Annotated in this window: 19 protein-coding genes; 13 read left to right on the top strand and 6 right to left on the bottom strand. The window is 69.2% G+C overall.

Annotated features, from left to right (window positions below; translation table 11 throughout):
• Positions 1-154 precede the first annotated feature (154 nt).
• Both VGL85_RS13825 and VGL85_RS13820 read left to right on the top strand, forming a co-directional pair.
• Positions 155-793 carry a TetR/AcrR family transcriptional regulator gene (locus VGL85_RS13825; RefSeq protein WP_331589532.1) on the top strand — a complete coding sequence of 213 codons (639 nt, stop codon included), beginning with the start codon at positions 155-157 and terminating at the stop codon, positions 791-793.
• Entirely contained in the window at positions 790-1,218 is a 429-nt protein-coding gene (locus VGL85_RS13820; RefSeq protein WP_331589531.1) for a DUF6010 family protein, read from the top strand. The genes VGL85_RS13825 and VGL85_RS13820 overlap by 4 nt, the downstream gene beginning before the upstream one ends.
• Here VGL85_RS13820 and VGL85_RS13815 read toward each other — a convergent pair.
• Entirely contained in the window at positions 1,215-1,709 is a 495-nt protein-coding gene (locus VGL85_RS13815) for a CinA family protein (protein WP_331589530.1), read from the bottom strand. The two genes, VGL85_RS13820 and VGL85_RS13815, sit on opposite strands and share 4 nt — an antisense overlap.
• 92 nt (positions 1,710-1,801) lie before the next feature.
• Between VGL85_RS13815 and VGL85_RS13810 the strand changes: the two genes are divergently transcribed.
• The 6 genes from VGL85_RS13810 to grxD all read left to right on the top strand — a co-directional run bounded on the left by VGL85_RS13810 (position 1,802) and on the right by grxD (position 5,375).
• Positions 1,802-3,034: a serine hydrolase domain-containing protein gene (locus VGL85_RS13810; RefSeq protein ID WP_331589529.1), complete on the top strand. Its 1,233-nt coding sequence runs from the start codon at positions 1,802-1,804 to the stop codon at positions 3,032-3,034.
• A 14-nt stretch (positions 3,035-3,048) separates the two neighbouring features.
• Positions 3,049-3,453, top strand: coding sequence for a VOC family protein (locus VGL85_RS13805; protein WP_331589528.1), 405 nt, complete (start codon positions 3,049-3,051; stop codon positions 3,451-3,453).
• 91 nt (positions 3,454-3,544) lie between these two features.
• Entirely contained in the window at positions 3,545-4,057 is a 513-nt protein-coding gene (locus VGL85_RS13800) for a DUF1579 domain-containing protein (RefSeq protein ID WP_331589527.1), read from the top strand.
• Positions 4,058-4,067: 10 nt separating this feature from the next.
• The gene (locus VGL85_RS13795) at positions 4,068-4,706 is read left to right on the top strand and encodes a LysE family translocator (protein WP_331589526.1); all 639 of its coding nucleotides are present in this window, start codon (positions 4,068-4,070) and stop codon (positions 4,704-4,706) included.
• 31 nt (positions 4,707-4,737) lie between these two features.
• Positions 4,738-4,971 carry a BolA family transcriptional regulator gene (locus VGL85_RS13790; protein ID WP_331589525.1) on the top strand — a complete coding sequence of 78 codons (234 nt, stop codon included), beginning with the start codon at positions 4,738-4,740 and terminating at the stop codon, positions 4,969-4,971.
• A gap of 59 nt (positions 4,972-5,030) precedes the next feature.
• The gene (gene grxD, locus VGL85_RS13785) at positions 5,031-5,375 is read left to right on the top strand and encodes a Grx4 family monothiol glutaredoxin (RefSeq protein ID WP_331589524.1); all 345 of its coding nucleotides are present in this window, start codon (positions 5,031-5,033) and stop codon (positions 5,373-5,375) included.
• A gap of 83 nt (positions 5,376-5,458) precedes the next feature.
• Here grxD and VGL85_RS13780 read toward each other — a convergent pair whose 3' ends face one another.
• Positions 5,459-6,190, bottom strand: coding sequence for a PEPxxWA-CTERM sorting domain-containing protein (locus VGL85_RS13780; RefSeq protein ID WP_331589523.1), 732 nt, complete (start codon positions 6,188-6,190; stop codon positions 5,459-5,461).
• A gap of 322 nt (positions 6,191-6,512) precedes the next feature.
• Between VGL85_RS13780 and VGL85_RS13775 the strand changes: the two genes are divergently transcribed.
• The 3 genes from VGL85_RS13775 (at position 6,513) to VGL85_RS13765 (ending at position 8,918) form a co-directional block, all read left to right on the top strand.
• Positions 6,513-7,865: a tetratricopeptide repeat protein gene (locus VGL85_RS13775; protein ID WP_331589522.1), complete on the top strand. Its 1,353-nt coding sequence runs from the start codon at positions 6,513-6,515 to the stop codon at positions 7,863-7,865.
• Positions 7,866-7,958: 93 nt separating this feature from the next.
• Positions 7,959-8,375: a thioesterase family protein gene (locus VGL85_RS13770; protein WP_331589521.1), complete on the top strand. Its 417-nt coding sequence runs from the start codon at positions 7,959-7,961 to the stop codon at positions 8,373-8,375.
• Positions 8,376-8,447: 72 nt separating this feature from the next.
• Positions 8,448-8,918, top strand: a complete 471-nt coding sequence (locus VGL85_RS13765; RefSeq protein WP_331589520.1) for a GtrA family protein — start codon at positions 8,448-8,450, stop codon at positions 8,916-8,918.
• Between the two features lie 21 nt (positions 8,919-8,939).
• Here the strand turns inward: VGL85_RS13765 and VGL85_RS13760 are convergent, their stop codons facing one another.
• Positions 8,940-9,311 carry a hypothetical protein gene (locus VGL85_RS13760; protein ID WP_331589519.1) on the bottom strand — a complete coding sequence of 124 codons (372 nt, stop codon included), beginning with the start codon at positions 9,309-9,311 and terminating at the stop codon, positions 8,940-8,942.
• Positions 9,312-9,441: 130 nt separating this feature from the next.
• Between VGL85_RS13760 and VGL85_RS13755 the strand changes: the two genes are divergently transcribed.
• Both VGL85_RS13755 and VGL85_RS13750 read left to right on the top strand, forming a co-directional pair.
• Positions 9,442-10,389, top strand: coding sequence for a diacylglycerol/lipid kinase family protein (locus VGL85_RS13755; RefSeq protein ID WP_331589518.1), 948 nt, complete (start codon positions 9,442-9,444; stop codon positions 10,387-10,389).
• A complete protein-coding gene (locus tag VGL85_RS13750) occupies positions 10,386-11,225 on the top strand; it encodes a metallophosphoesterase (protein ID WP_331589517.1) in 840 nt (279 codons plus the stop codon). The genes VGL85_RS13755 and VGL85_RS13750 overlap by 4 nt, the downstream gene beginning before the upstream one ends.
• Before the next feature lie 9 nt (positions 11,226-11,234).
• Here the strand turns inward: VGL85_RS13750 and VGL85_RS13745 are convergent, their stop codons facing one another.
• The 3 genes from VGL85_RS13745 to rpsD all read right to left on the bottom strand — a co-directional run.
• Positions 11,235-13,466, bottom strand: coding sequence for a S9 family peptidase (locus VGL85_RS13745; protein ID WP_331589516.1), 2,232 nt, complete (start codon positions 13,464-13,466; stop codon positions 11,235-11,237).
• A 58-nt stretch (positions 13,467-13,524) separates the two neighbouring features.
• Positions 13,525-13,869, bottom strand: coding sequence for a hypothetical protein (locus VGL85_RS13740; protein WP_331589515.1), 345 nt, complete (start codon positions 13,867-13,869; stop codon positions 13,525-13,527).
• An 84-nt stretch (positions 13,870-13,953) separates the two neighbouring features.
• A partial coding sequence (gene rpsD / locus VGL85_RS13735) for a 30S ribosomal protein S4 (RefSeq protein ID WP_331589514.1) occupies positions 13,954-14,461 on the bottom strand: 508 nt, incomplete at its 5' end.

Raw genomic sequence — 14,461 nt, 5'->3', positions numbered from 1 at the left:
CCATGCCGCAAAGACCTTCATCGCCAACCCACCACGCGTCTCGTCCGGCGGTCGAACGCCGCCGTTTGCCCGACACTGTAGCGACGATTGGCTTCCAGGAGGTTGACCGGGCGAACGGCTTGACAAATAGCACGATCGGTCGTGCTATTTACATGTGGCCGCTCCAGACACCCGCATCCGCATCGTCGACCAGGGCCTGGACCTGATAAGCCGTTCGGGTCTCGCGGGCGTGACCCTCGGCGGCCTCGCCGCGGAGGTCGGCATGTCGAAGAGCGGCCTCTTCGCCCACTTCAAGAGCAAGGACGCGGTGCAGATCGCCCTGCTCGACCGCATGGCCGAGGTGGCCAACCGGGTCGTGGTCGCCCCGGCCATGGCGGCCCCGGCGGGCCTGGCCCGATTGCGGGCGCTGGTCGGCAATTGGATCGGCTGGTCGGACCGCGCCGGCCTCAGCGGCGGCTGCCCGGTGGCCGCGGCGCTTTTCGAACTCGACGACCTGGACGGCGCGGTGCGCGCCAAGGTCGAGCTCATGGAAGGAAACTGGCGCGGCCTGCTGCGCGGCCTGGTCGGCGAGGCGGTGGGGCGCGGCGAGTTCCGCGCAGACGTCGACGCCGATCAGTTCGTCTTCGAGCTGTGCGGCGTCTACCTGACCCACCACGCCTCGCACCGCTTCCTGCGCGACCCGCAAGCCGATGGCCGCGCCCGGATCGCGTTCGAGGCGCTTATCGTCCGTGCGCAACCCACACCCCAGGAATGGGCCACAGCCCCAGACCAGACCCCGGGAGAAACCCCATGACACCGCAGCTCCGGCCACCGATCACACCGCCGCACATGGTCTCGCCGCTGCTGGTCGCGGGCGTGGCGATCCTGCTGCTCGGGCTGCTGCGCGAGCCCGCGCGCCAGAAGCTCTCGGCGATCCTGCTGGCCGGCGCCGGCGCGGCCTATTTCGCCGGGGGCCTTGGGCCGTGGGAGTTCGTGTTCTGCGCCGGCCTGTCCGCGGTCGCCTATTTCGGCCTCAGCGACTACCGCTGGATCGGCCTGGGCTGGCTGCTGCACGGAGGCTGGGACGCGGTCCACCACCTCTACGGCAACCCGATCATCCCTATGCTGCCGCTGAGCTCGTTCGGCTGCGCCATCTGCGATGTGGGCCTGGCCGCCTGGTATTTCGCCGGCGCGCCCTCGCCCTATCCCTGGGTCCGCGCGGCGAAGCCCGCGAACTAGTCCCCCAGTCCGCGGCGCAGCAGGTCGAGCGCCGCGGCGGAAAAGGCCTCCATGTTGGCGGCGCGGTCGGCCTCGCCGGTCTCGAGCGTGATCGCCGCCTCGACCGGGCCGGAGATGGCGATGCAGGTGTGACCGGCGGCGTCGCCGTAGCCGTTGCCGGTGGGCCCAGCCGCGCCGGTCTCTGAGACGCCCCAGGTGGCGCCGAAGCGCTCGCGGGCGGTGCGCGCGAGCAGCAGCGCATAGGGCTCGCTGGCCGAGCGCATCCCGGCCACCGCCTCCCGCGGCAGGTCCATCAGCACCATCCGCGCCTTGCCCGTGTAGACCACCGCGCCGCCCAGATAGTACTTCGACGCGCCGGGCACGCGCAGCAGCGCCGCCGAGATCAAGCCGCCGGATGAGCTCTCCGCCACGGCCACAGTCTCGCCGCGCGCCTTCAGCTTGTCGCCGACGTCGGCGGCGATGGCGTCCAGATCGGTCCCGGTCTCCGGCATCCTGTCCCCTCTTTCGGCTTGGCGCGCCGTCGCATCGGCGCCCATGATGGCCGCCAATTCAAGCCAGAACGCCATTTCCCGGGAGGACTTTCATGGACGCCCAATCGCAGTGGACCGGGCTGGACGCCGCACGTCTGGAGCGCATCGGCGAGCACCTGGAGCGCAGCTACCTCGCCAACGGCAAGATCGCCGGCTGCCAGGTCAGCGTGGCGCGGCACGGTCACCTGGCCTACTTCAAGTCCTTCGGCCTGATGGACCGCGAGCGGGGCAAGCCCACCGCCGACAACACCATCTATCGCATCTATTCGATGACCAAGCCGATCACCTCGGTGGCGCTGATGACCCTCTACGAGCGGGGCTATTTCCAGCTCAACGATCCGGTGAGCCGCTACGTGCCCTCCTGGAAGAACCACCGCGTCTGGGTCTCCGGCGAAGGCGCGAACATGAAGACCGAGGCGCCGGTGCGGCCGGTGAGCTTCCGTGACGTGCTCTCGCACCAGGCCGGCTTCACCTATGGCGGCGGCCTGCCCGGCGTCGGCCTCCAGCATCCGATCGACAAGGTCTATCGCGAGCTGAAGGTGCGCTCGGTCGGCGGGGCGGATTCCATGCAGACCTTCCTCGACAAGCTGGGGCAGGTGCCGCTGCGTTACCAGCCAGGGACGGCGTGGATGTATTCCCTGGCCACCGACGTCTGCGGCGCCCTGGTGGAGGTGATCAGCGGCAAGCCCTTCGCCCAGTACCTGCAGGACGAGATCTTCGGGCCGCTCGGCATGAAGGACACCAGCTTCTTCGTGGCGCCGGACAAGGTCGATCGCTTCGCCGCCAACTACCAGCGCGGGCCCGACAAGCGGCTGAAGCTCATCGACGACCCGGCGACCAGCGACTTCACCAAGGACCCGGGCTTCAAGTCCGGCGGCGGCGGCCTGACCGGCACGAGCGCCGACTACCTGCGCTTCTGCGAGATGCTGCGCCGGGGCGGCGAACTGGACGGCGCGCGCATCCTGGGCCCCCGCACCATCGAAATGATGCACATGAACCACCTGGCGGGCGGCAAGGACCTGACGCAGCTGGCGCTCGGGACCTTCTCGGAGACCGCCAACGAAGGCGTGGGCTTCGGCCTGGGCTTCGCCTCCACTCAGGGCCAGGTGGAGACCGGCACGCTGGGCGTCGGCGACTACTACTGGGGCGGCGCGGCCTCGACCATCTTCTGGGTCGATCCGAAAGAGGACCTGTCGGTGGTGTTCATGACCCAGCTCATGCCGTCGGGCACCTTCAACTTCCGCGGCCAGCTGAAGAGCATCATCTATTCGGCGATCCTCGACTGACCCGAACGGCGGCCATGGACCTGCTCGTCAATATCGACGTCCCGGACGTGGCCGCCGCCGAGCGGTTCTACGTCGAAGCCTTCGGACTTAAGCCCACGCGCCGGTTCGGCGATCAGGGCGTCGAACTCTCCGGCTGGCCGGCCAAGCTCTATCTGCTGCACAAGGACGCCGGCACGGAAGGCGCCGGGGGCGACCTGCGCCGCTATGAGCGTCACTGGTCGCCAGTTCACCTGGACGTGGTGGTGGAGGACGTGGAGGCGGCGCTCGCCAGGGCGCTGGCCGCCGGCGCGGTGGCGGAGGGCGAAATCCGCACCGGCGTCTGGGGCAAGATCGTCGTCCTCGCCGACCCGTTCGGGCATGGCGTCTGCCTGCTGCAATTCCTCAATCGTGGCTACGACGAGATCGCCACGCCGGCCTGAGATGCGGCGGAACATCCCCGGAACATGCTGCTGACAGAAGGCTGTCAGCAGGCCGTGGCTAGACCTTCCCTTCGAAGAAGGGACTTAGGCCATGAACGCCATCGCCATGATCGAGGACGGCCGCCGGGATTTCGACTTCCTTCACGGCGAGTGGACCGTCGCCCACCGTCGCCTGAAGCGCCGCGGCGCCGGCTGCGGCGACTGGGAGAATTTTTCCGGAACCACCGTCTGCCGCGCCCTGATGGGCGGTATCTGCAATGTCGACGAGAACCATATGACCGAGCGCGGCCATGCCGGCGTCGCCTTCCGCGCCTTCGACGTGGCGCGGCGCACCTGGTCGATCTATTGGGTCAACGCCATGGAAGGCCTGGTCGGCGAGCCGGTGCACGGCCGCTTCGAGGACGGGATCGGCCGCTTCTACGGCGACGACCTGGACGACGGGCGCCCGGTCAAGGTGGCCTTCGTCTGGCTGGTCGAGAATCCGGAGCCGGCCCACCTGTCGCAGGCCGTCTGCCACTGGTCGCAGGCCTTCTCCTACGACCACGGCCGGACGTGGGAAGAGAACTGGACCATGACCTTCACCCGCATCCCCGGTCGCGGCTAGAACAGGGGCCATGCTCGCGCACATCCTGGCCCTGCTGTCGCTGGCGCTCGTCAGCATCGCCACCTGCATCGTGCCGGGGCCGAACAACTTCATGCTGATGCGCTTCGGCATGCGCCACGGGCGGGCCATCGCCAACGCCTCGGGATTCGGCACGACGCTGAGCTGCGCGGTCTGGTGCGCGCTCGCGGCCCTGGGCCTGGCCGCCGTGCTCACCGCCTGGCCGTGGCTGGAAATCGGCCTGCGCATCGCGGGCGGCCTCTACCTGCTGTGGTTCGCCTGGACGCTGTGGCGCGCCCCGCCATTGCCGGCTGAGCGCGCCGCAGACGGCGACGGGACGGGAAGCGGCAGGCTCTCCTGGCGGGCCGCCTTCTGGCAGGGGTTCGCGGTCAACATGACCAACCCCAAGTCGCTGCTCTATTTCGCCGCCGTCTTCTCGGCCTATGTCGGGCCGCATGAGCCCCTGTGGGTGAGGGTCGCCGCCGTAGGCATCTGCATCGCGACCTGCCAGGGCTGGCAGAGCGCCATGTCCTGGCTGTTCTCGACGCGCCGCGCGGTGGCCGCCTACGCCCGGGCGCAACGGCTGGTGGACCGGATCAGCGGCGCCTTCCTGGCCGCCTTTGGCGTGAAGCTGCTCTGGGTCTTCGGTTGAGCTCGGCGCGAGGCGGCGTTAAGCCCTGCCCATGCCCATCGCCCAAGCCGATCTCGAACGTATCCTCCACGAAGGCTTCCCGGACGCTGAGATCGCGGTGGAGGATCTGGCGGGCGACGGCGACCACTACAAGGCCCGCATCGTCTCGGTCGCCTTCGCGGGCCTGCCGCGGGTGCGCCAGCACCAGCTCGTCTACGCCGCGCTGAAGGGCAGGATGGGCGGCGAGCTGCACGCCCTGGCGCTGGAGACCTCCGCTCCCGCTTGACCCCGGCAGGCGGCGTCCCTAGCTCTTGGCGGACGAATTTGCGCCGAAAGGGCGACCCGATGACCGACACGACCGCCGCCAATCCCGTTCACGACTTCATCGCCAAGACCGTGGCCGAGCACCCCGTGGTGCTGTTCATGAAGGGCGTGCCGGAACAGCCGCAATGCGGCTTCTCCGCCCTGGTGGTGCAGGTCCTCGACCACCTGGGCGCAGACTTCGTGGGCGTGAACGTGCTGCAGAGCGATCCCCTGCGCGAAGGCATCAAGACCTATTCCGACTGGCCGACGATCCCGCAGCTCTATGTCGGGGGCGAGTTCGTGGGCGGCGCCGACATCGTGCGCGAGATGTTCCAGTCGGGCGAACTGAAGACCCTGCTCGACGAAAAGGGCTTGCTGGAAGCCTGATCCCGACATCCCGCTCGCTCGACGAGCCGATACAAAAAGGCCGCCCCGAAGGGCGGCCTTTCCGTTTCTGGTCAATGGATGGGTCAGGCGATGACAGGGCGGCGTCGCGCGCGCAGCGCGCTCCCGAGGGCGCCGAAGCCCAGCAGCATGAGCGCCCAACTCGCCGGTTCTGGCGTGCCGCTCGTGATGGACGGCACGCCGGTGACGCTGACGTTGTCGAGGCCGAAGAACTCGTCGCCCGTCCCCTGGTTGTCCTGGCCGGTGAACGAGATCTGGGTGACCGACCCGGTCACGGCGAAGGTCTGGCTGAAGCTGTAGGTCGAATCCCCCGAATTGCCGTAGCCGAGCGTATTGATCGCCGAGGCTCCGGTCTGGGGCGGGCTGTTGGGCGCCGGAAAGCCCTGCGTGTCGCCGGAGAAGTTGGCCATGCTGGCGTCGAGCAGCGTCAGGGCTCCTCCGTTCGTGGTCACGATGAAGGCGTCCGGATTGTCCGACGTGTTGCCACCAGCCGGCCCGTCGCCATCGAGCGTCATGATCGCATAGACGTCGTAGTTCAGGGTCAGCGAAGTGAAGCCGGCGGTGTTCAGGGTCAGGGTGACCGTGCCGGTGTTGTTGTTGGTCGAGAGCGGCCCCAGGAACGCGGTGGAGCTGTTCGGCGCCTCGATGATCGTCGTGGACCCGCTGAGGTCCGTCGTCAGGCCGCCTTCGAAGTTGTTGGAATAGAGCGTCGTCGCGTGAGCGGATACGGCGCTCAGCACAAATCCCGCGCCAGCGAAAAGAGAGGCGCGAAGCGACGCCTTAAGCTTGGTCGACATGGTTCAACTCCCCCACGATCGTGGACAAAACTGCACGCGCCGTGATGGCGCTCGGAAAGTGAGAGTGAGCATCGGTAGCGGACCCGCGGACCGTCAACGCCGCCTCGCCTCTGGCGGGAGCGAAGGCGTGACATGCCCCGTGGCGCCCCGATATGTCATTCCGGCGATTGGCGGCGGCGCCCCAAAATGCCCCGTGCGTCGACCCCCTCGGATCGCCTCCGGAGGGAAAGTCGCTCGCGCGCCGGGGGTCGCCCATAGCCTCACCTCGGCGAACATGGCTATCCTGGCCGGGACGCAGCGACTTCATCGGGGGATGCAGGGCGTGGGCAGCGTAATCCGCGGGAGCGTAACGTCCCGGCGGCTCAACAGCTGGAAGGAGGTCGCGACCTACTTCCAACGCGACGAACGCACGGTGAAGCGCTGGGAAGCGGGCCGCGGCCTGCCTATTCACCGCGTGCCCGGCCTGGCCCGTTCGAAGATCTATGCCTACACCCAGGAGCTGGACGCCTGGTTCGACGCCACGCCGGACGGACCGGGCGCTGGGGATCCCGCGCCGGCGGCGCCGAAGGCCGCCCGCTCGCTTGGACGGACGGCGGCTCGCGCGGGGCTGTTCGCCGGCCTGCTGGCGATCGTCATCGTTGCCCTGGCGGGTTCCTTGGGGTGGCGATGGATCGCCAGCGAACACGCCGTGAAGGCGCAGCGTCTGGCTAGCCGCGATCCGCGGGCGATCGAGCTCTATCGCGAGGGCTGGCATGACTGGAACACGCGCACGCCGGCCGGCCTGACACGCGCCCGGGCGGAGTTCCAGCAGGCCCTGGCGCGGGACCCGCGTTTCGCCCAGGCCCACGCCGGCCTGGCGAACACCTACCTGCTGCTGCGCGAATACACCCAGATGCCGGACGCCGTCGCCTATCCCGCGGCCGAGGCGTCCGTGCGGCGCGCCCTGGCGCTGGACCCCGACCTGGCCGACGCACACAGCGCGCTCGGCTTCATCGACTTCTGGTGGCGTTGGGATCCCCGTTCGGCGGAGGCGGAACTGAAGCGCGCCATCGCGCTCTCCCCAGCCAGCGCCGATCCGCATTTCTGGCTGGCCAATATCCTGAAGGTGCAGCGTCGCTATGACGAGGCGCTCAGCCAGATCGACCAGGCGCAGGCGATCGATCCCGACTCTTCGGCGGTGCTGGAGGCCAGGGGCGACATCCTGCTGGAGCGGGGTGACGTCGCCAGCGGCCGCGAGATCCTGGCGCATCTGGAGGAGGTGGCCCCGGACCAGATGTGGCCGCACGCCCACCTGGCCAGGGCCGCCCTGGTCGAAGGCCAGTATGCGACCTACCTGACCGAGTCCCAGAAAGCGGCCGACCTCAAGGGCGACGCCGACCAGGAGGCGGTGCTGGCCGCCGCCCAGCAGGGCTGGCGGACCGGCGGCGGGCCGGGGCTCCTGGATCAGCTGCTGAAGCAGCAACAGGCCCTGGCGGCCTCGGGCAAGGTCTCGGCCTACGAGGTGGCCTGCACCTACATGCTGATGAACCGCCCGGATGACGCCACCGCCTGGCTGCGCCGCGCCATGACGGCTCACGACGCCACCGTCCTGGGGACCTTCGCCGACCCGTGCTTCCACGCCCTGGCGAACGACGACCGCCTCCAGTTCCTGCACGGCGTGGTCTTCGGAACCTAATCGCGGCCCCTGCCCCGGAAAGCTTCATCATGCGCGTTGCCTTTCGCGCGGGAATCCTCTTCTGCGGTGTCCTAGAGACGAACGGGACAGAGCATGGCGCTTTTCGAGCCGCCGCCGGGGCGCAAGGTGTTCACCGGCGAATTCACGCCGGTCGCTTCCGACATCGACGACAACGGCCATGTGAACAATGTGGTCTATCTGGACTGGGCCCAGCGCCTGGCCATCGCCCACTGGCGCAGTGTCGCGCCGGCCGACGCCCAGGCGACCTGGGCCTGGATCGCCCTGCGCCACGAGGTCGACTACCGCCGCGCGCTCCTGCCCGGCGAGACCGCCCACGGCCGCACCTGGGTCAGCGACATCGCCGAGGGGCCCCGCTTCGACCGCTTCGTGCGGATCGACGCTGAGGACGGCGCGATGTGCGCCCAGGTCAGGACCACCTGGGTGCTGATCGAACAGGCCACCGGCCGGCCCAGGCGCGTGCCGCCCTGGATGACGGCGCTGTTCGCTTAAGGCGCAGGCGCCATGGACCCAAGGCCCAGGCGGCACGTTTAGGCGCCGGTCCGAGGCGTTGGCGCGAGCTCGATGGCGAAATCCGATTCTACACCCGGCGAGGGAACGCTCGGCCTGAAGTACGTCGGCGCGAGCCTGGTCGGCTTCGCCACCGACGCCACCCTGCTTCATTTGCTGGTCGCCCTTGGGATGGAAGCCGCCTGGGCCAGGGTCATCTCGCTGCTTGCGGCCATGCAGGTCACGTTTCTGATCAACGGCCTGCACGTTTTCCGCACCCTCGAGCGCGCGCTGCTTCCCCGCCAATGGGCGAGCTACATGTTCACCAACGGCTTCGGCAATTTCTGGAACTACTGGATCTTCGTGACCCTGGTCTCGACCCATTGGCCGGGCCTGTCGAACCACATGGTCGCCCTGTCCATCGCGGCCTTCACCACCTGGCTGATGAACTACGCCAGCACCCGCTTCCTGGTGTTCGGCAAGGCGGCCGAGCGGTGGCGCGACCTGGGCCACAGGATCACCGGATGGCGGCGTCCATCGCCCTGACACCCCTCAGCCGCAGGTCCGTCAGCCGGACGCGTGGCCCTTGACCAGCTTGACCCGGATCTGTTCGCCGGTGACCGCCTTGGCCGACCAGCTCGCGCCCATGCCGCCGCTGGGAAGCGGCGTGCAGTAGCTGAACGGGGCGGGGATCGGCCTGGACTGCTTCAGGCACAGCTTGCTTCCCTTGACGGACCAATGCCCGCTCGAAGGATCGTGCCGGCGGCCTTCGGCGGTGTAGGCGCCGCCCGCCGCCAGCCACAGCTCGCCCTTCCGGCCGTCGGGATAGGTCGAGACGATGGTGTTGCCGAAGGCCTGCTCGACGACCGATGCAGTCGCGCTCGCGCCGAACGCTGCAAGGCCTGACGAGAGGCCCAGGACGAGAATGATGCGGTTCAACCTCTAGCCTCCTGATCCGATAGCGTCATGCCTAACGCGCCCGATCCGGATTGGTTGAGACCACCGGTGGTCGTCCCGGACTTTGGCCCCGCGTCCGGCAACGAGCGTCGCCGTGAGGCGTTGATCCAGCATGACTTCGCCACCGCCTCCGACGACGACGCCGCGGGCGCGACCGGCGATCAGGCGAATCCAGGCCGTCATCAACCCGGCCTCCGGCAGCGTGGGGCCGGACGCGGCCGAGGCGGTGTCGGAGATCGTCTCGCGCCATGGCTACGACCTCACCATCGCCGCGCCGGGCCTAGACGAGATCACGGGCGCGTTGCAGGCGGCGGTCGCGGCCGACCCCGATCTCATCGTGGTCCTGGCCGGGGATGGCACCGCGCGGCTGGCGGCCGCGCTCTGCGGACCGGACGGGCCGCTGGTCGCGCCGCTGGCCGGAGGCACCCTCAACATGCTGCCGCACGCGATCTACGGGAAGCTGCCATGGCGCGAGACCCTGCCGGCGATGCTCGAAACGGGTGTCGAGCGGCCGGTGAGCGGCGGGCGCGTGGGCGGCCACCCCTTCTATGTCGCCGCCATCCTTGGTTCGCCGGCCTTGTGGGCGCAGGCGCGCGAGTCGGCCCGGGCAGGCCACCTGCGGGAGGCCTGGCTGCGCGCTCGCTACGCCATTCGCCGCGCCTTCGAAGGCGACCTGCGCTACGGGCTGGACGGCGCGGCCGCGGCGCGGTCGACCCAGGCCATGGCGCTCATCACCCCGCTGATCTCCCGGGCCGTCCAGGGCGAGCCTGGCCTGGAGGCGGCGGCGTTCGGCGTGCACAGCGCCGCAGAAATCGCCCGGCTGGCGCTCAACGGCCTGATCAGCGACTGGCGCCTCGACCCCGGCGTGACCGTCCAGCTGTGCCGCCGCGGCAGCGTCGGCGCACGCCAATCCATCCCAGTAGTCCTGGACGGCGAACTCCAGCACCTGCCGAAGACCGTCGAGTTCGAGTTCCTGCCCAAGGCCTTCCGCGCGCTGGCGCCGCCGGCCGCCTTGTCGGCGAACTTCGGAGAACCGATCGCCGCGGAGTCCGCCGCATGAGCGTCCGCATCGCCCATCTCAGCGACATCCATTTCGGCGGCGAGGTCGCGGACGCCGTCGAGGCGGCGATCGGGGCCATCGAGGCCTTCGCGCCGACGCTGACCGTCGTCAGCGGCGATCTGACCCTCAATGGCCTGGTCCCGGAATTCCGCGCGGCCGCACGGTGGCTGGAGCGCCTGCCCACCCCGCGGCTGGTCACCCCGGGCAACCACGATACGCCCTACTGGAACCTGCCGCTCCGCGCGCTCACCCCGTTCGCCCGCTATCGGCGCTACATCGGCCCAGCGACCGCGACGGCCTTCGATTCCCTGGGCCTCGCCGCGCGCACCCTGAACAGCGCCAGGGGGGCGCAACCCCGATTGGACTGGTCGAAGGGGGCCATCGCGATGGAGCCCATGCGCGCGATCGCCTGGGGAGATGACGACAACGCGCTTCGGGTCTTCATCTGCCATCACCCGCTGATCGACATCGTCGGCGCCCCAGTGACCGGCGGCGTGCGATGCGGGGACGAGGCCGCAGCCGTCCTGGCCGACGCCGGCGTGGACCTGATCCTCACCGGCCACGTGCACAACCCGTTCGTGCTGCCGATCCCCGGCGCCGCGCCCGGCCGCTATGCGGTGGGCGCCGGCACCCTGTCGCTGCGGACGCGGGGATCGCCGCCCAGCTTCTCAACCATCACGGCGGGCGCGACCTCGATCGACGTGGCCGTGCAGGCCTGGACCGGCGTCAGCTTCCAGCCGGGCCAGTCCTGGACCCTGCCGCGCGGTTCCGGCCGGATCCGCGGTCCCGTGGCGGAGCCCGGAGACCCGCCGGGCTTCGTGAAGGCCCTGGTCTGAGGCCCTCGCCTAGCCCGCCGGCTTCAGCTTTCGATTGAAGAAGTCGAGCGTGGCGTGGGTCCGGTGGATCATCGGCTTCGAGGTCCAGCCGGTGCGGTGGCGCAAGCCTGGGTAGGTCATCATCTCGAACGGGATAGCCTTCTGCTGCAGGGCGTAGAGCACCCGCGTCGAGTTTTCGAAGATCACATTGTCGTCGGCCATGCCGTGGATCAGCAGCAGGGAGCCCGGCTTCAGGTCGCCCAGCCGCGCGATCACCTGCGACTTGGCGTAGCCGTCGGGGTTGTCCTTCGGCGTGCCCATGTAGCGCTCGGTGTAGGCAGTGTCGTAGAGCGTCCAGTCGGTGACCGGCGCGCCCGCCACGCCGGCGGCGAACGGGGTGCTGGGCGCCGTCAGCAGCATCAGGGTCATGTAGCCGCCGTTGGAATAACCGGTGACGCCCAGGTGCGCGCCGTCGACGTAGGGCAGCGACTTCAGATAGGCCGCGCCCGCCAACTGGTCCTCCACGTCCGGCTGGCCGGTCTTGCGGTCGAGCGCGGTCTTGAAGGCCACCGAGCGGTTCGGCGTGCCGCGATTGTCAATCGAGAACAGGATGTAGCCGGCGTCCAGCAGCATCTGGTCGGCGGGCGAGGCCCAGTGTTTCGAGACCAGCGCCGAGGCCGGGCCGCCGTAGACCTGGACGATCACCGGGTGCTTCTTGGCCGGGTCGAAGCCCGCGGGCTTCCTCATCATCCAGTGCAGGGTCTGGCCGTCGCTGGCCTTGATCGTCCCATATTCCGGGACCGCCAGGTGGTCGTGATAGGGCCAGAACGGATGGCTGGCGTTCAGCGGGTTCTCTTCGATCCAGCGGACCAGGGTCCCGTCGGCCTTGTAGAGGCCGGTGCGCGGCGGGGTTTTGGGGTCGGAGTAGGTGCCGGTGAAAGCGCCGCCCTGCTTGGCCACCGAGGCCGTCCACCAGCCGCCGGCCGGCGTCAGCGCCTTGGGCTCGCCGGGTTTGGCGTAGGAGACCTCGTAGAGCCGCCGCTCGATGGGCGTGTCCTTGCTGGCGGCGAAGATCGCCATGTGGCGCGCCTCATCCACGCCCTCCAGGTCGGCCACCGGCCAGTCGCCATGGGTCACCTGGCGGATCAGCTTGCCGTCTCCGGCATAGAGATAGAGGTGCTTGTTCCCGTCGCGCTCCGATGACCACAGGAAGGTCCCGTCCTTGAGCGGCTTCATGTCCTCGCTGAGGGAAACCCAGTGCGGGCTGGTCTCGGTCAGGATCACATGGCCCTGCCCGGTCGCCGGATCGACCGCCAGGACGTCGAGGCGCTTCTGGTCGCGGGTCAGCCGCTGGACGAACAGCGTCTTGCCGTCCTTCGACCAGTTCACCCGGGCCAGGTAGATGTCGCTGTTCGCGCCCAGGTCGACCTTCACCCGGTTTCCTGTGGCCACATCGGCCACATAGAGCTCGACGACGGCGTTCGGCCGGCCGACCCGCGGATAGCGCTGGTGGACGATGGTTCCGCCCTCGGCCCCGATGTCGACGCGGTCGATGACATCGACGCCCGACTGGTCGACGTGCGCCAGCGCGATCTTGGCGTCGTCCGGCGACCACCAGTAGCCGGTCTCGCGATGCAGCTCCTCCTGGGCGATGAACTCCGCCGTCCCCCAGCTCTTCAGCTCGCTGCCGCCGGTGGTCAGCGCGCGTTCCGGCCCGCCGGCCTCACCTGCGCTCAGGGGCATCAGGTAGAGGTTGTCGTCGCGGACGTAGGAGACGAAGCCGCCCTTGGGCGAGATCTTGCCGTCGATCTCGTCGCCCGGCGTCCTAGTCAGCTGGCGCGTCTGGCCGCTCGCCACGTCGTAGAGCCACAGGTCGCCCTGCACTGGGACCAGCACGGCCTTGCCCTGGTCATCCCAGTGGTACTCGACGACGCCGCGGGTCTTCAGGCCCATGCGCTCGCGGCGGCTCTTCTCGGCCTCGGAAAGCGTCTTGTTGTCGGAGCTGAGCGCCCGGCCGTCGATCAGCATGTGCGGCGCCCCGCCCGCCACCGGGGCGATCCACAGGTCGGTGACATCCACGTCGTCGGCCTTGGCCTTCAGATAGGTGACCGCCGAGCCGTCCGGCGACAGGGCCACGCCGCGCGCCTGCGGCCCGGAGAGGTCGGGGCTGGCGAAAACCCGCTCGGGCGTCAAGACTTCGGCTTTGGTGGCGGTCACGGCAAGGCTCATGGCGGCGAGAGTGGCGACGAGAACGAGTTTCATGGAATCCCCGACAGTTAGGGGCAGACCTGACCTCAACCGCGCCGCCTTGCCAAGGGCTTCAGCCGCGCATCGGGTTCAGGATGAAAACCGGCGTCCGCGGCTCCAGCCCCAGCTCGGCCCAGGTGAAGGCGATCTCGGCCGTTCCCGGCATCCTGCAGACATCGACGTGCCTGCGGGCGAAGGCGACGCCGACCGTCCCGGCGCGCCGTTCCACATAGAAGGCGAAGTCGCCGCGCGCGGTACAGCCGCCCGAGGCGACGCGGATCACTACGCCCTCCGAGCTGGACCGCGCCGCGACCAGCGGCTCCAGCTCCGCGAGCGGGCCTCGCGGCGCCACGGGCGCGCCAACGGTGGCGCAGCCGCCCAGCGCCAGGGCCGCCAGCAAGAAGCCCCTGCGATCCATGGCCCCACTCCGCCATAGTCGCGCTCAAAGCAAAAGGCCCGGAATCGCTCCCGGGCCTTCGCGAACTTCCGAAGTCTGCGCCGCTTAGGACGCGTAGAATTCGACCACCAGGTTGGGCTCCATCTTCACCGGATAGGGCACCTCGGCCAGCTCCGGCAGGCGGACGTACTTGGCGCTCAGGCCCTTGCCGTCGACCTCGATGTAGTCCGGCGTGTCGCGCTCGGGCGACTGCAGGGCTTCCAGCACCAGCGCCATGTTGCGCGAGCGTTCGCGCACGGCGACCACGTCGCCGGGCTTGCAGCGGAACGAGGGGATGTTCACCCGCTTGCCGTTCACGGTCACGTGGCCGTGGTTGACGAATTGGCGGGCGGCGAACGGGGTCGGCACGAACTTGGAACGGTAGACCACCGCGTCCAGGCGGCTTTCCAAGAGGGCGATCAGGTTCTCCGAGGTGTTGCCCTTCCGGCGGGCGGCTTCCTCGTAGATCTTGCTGAACTGCTTCTCGGTCAGGTTGCCGTAGTAGCCCTTCAGCTTCTGCTTGGCGCGCAGCTGCAGGCCGAAGTCGGAGACCTTCTGCTTGCGGCGCTGGCCG

It is taken from the genome of Phenylobacterium sp., assembly GCF_036501465.1.
In the GTDB taxonomy this organism is placed as follows: domain Bacteria; phylum Pseudomonadota; class Alphaproteobacteria; order Caulobacterales; family Caulobacteraceae; genus Phenylobacterium.
This window is presented reverse-complemented; position numbering and strand designations above follow the sequence as displayed.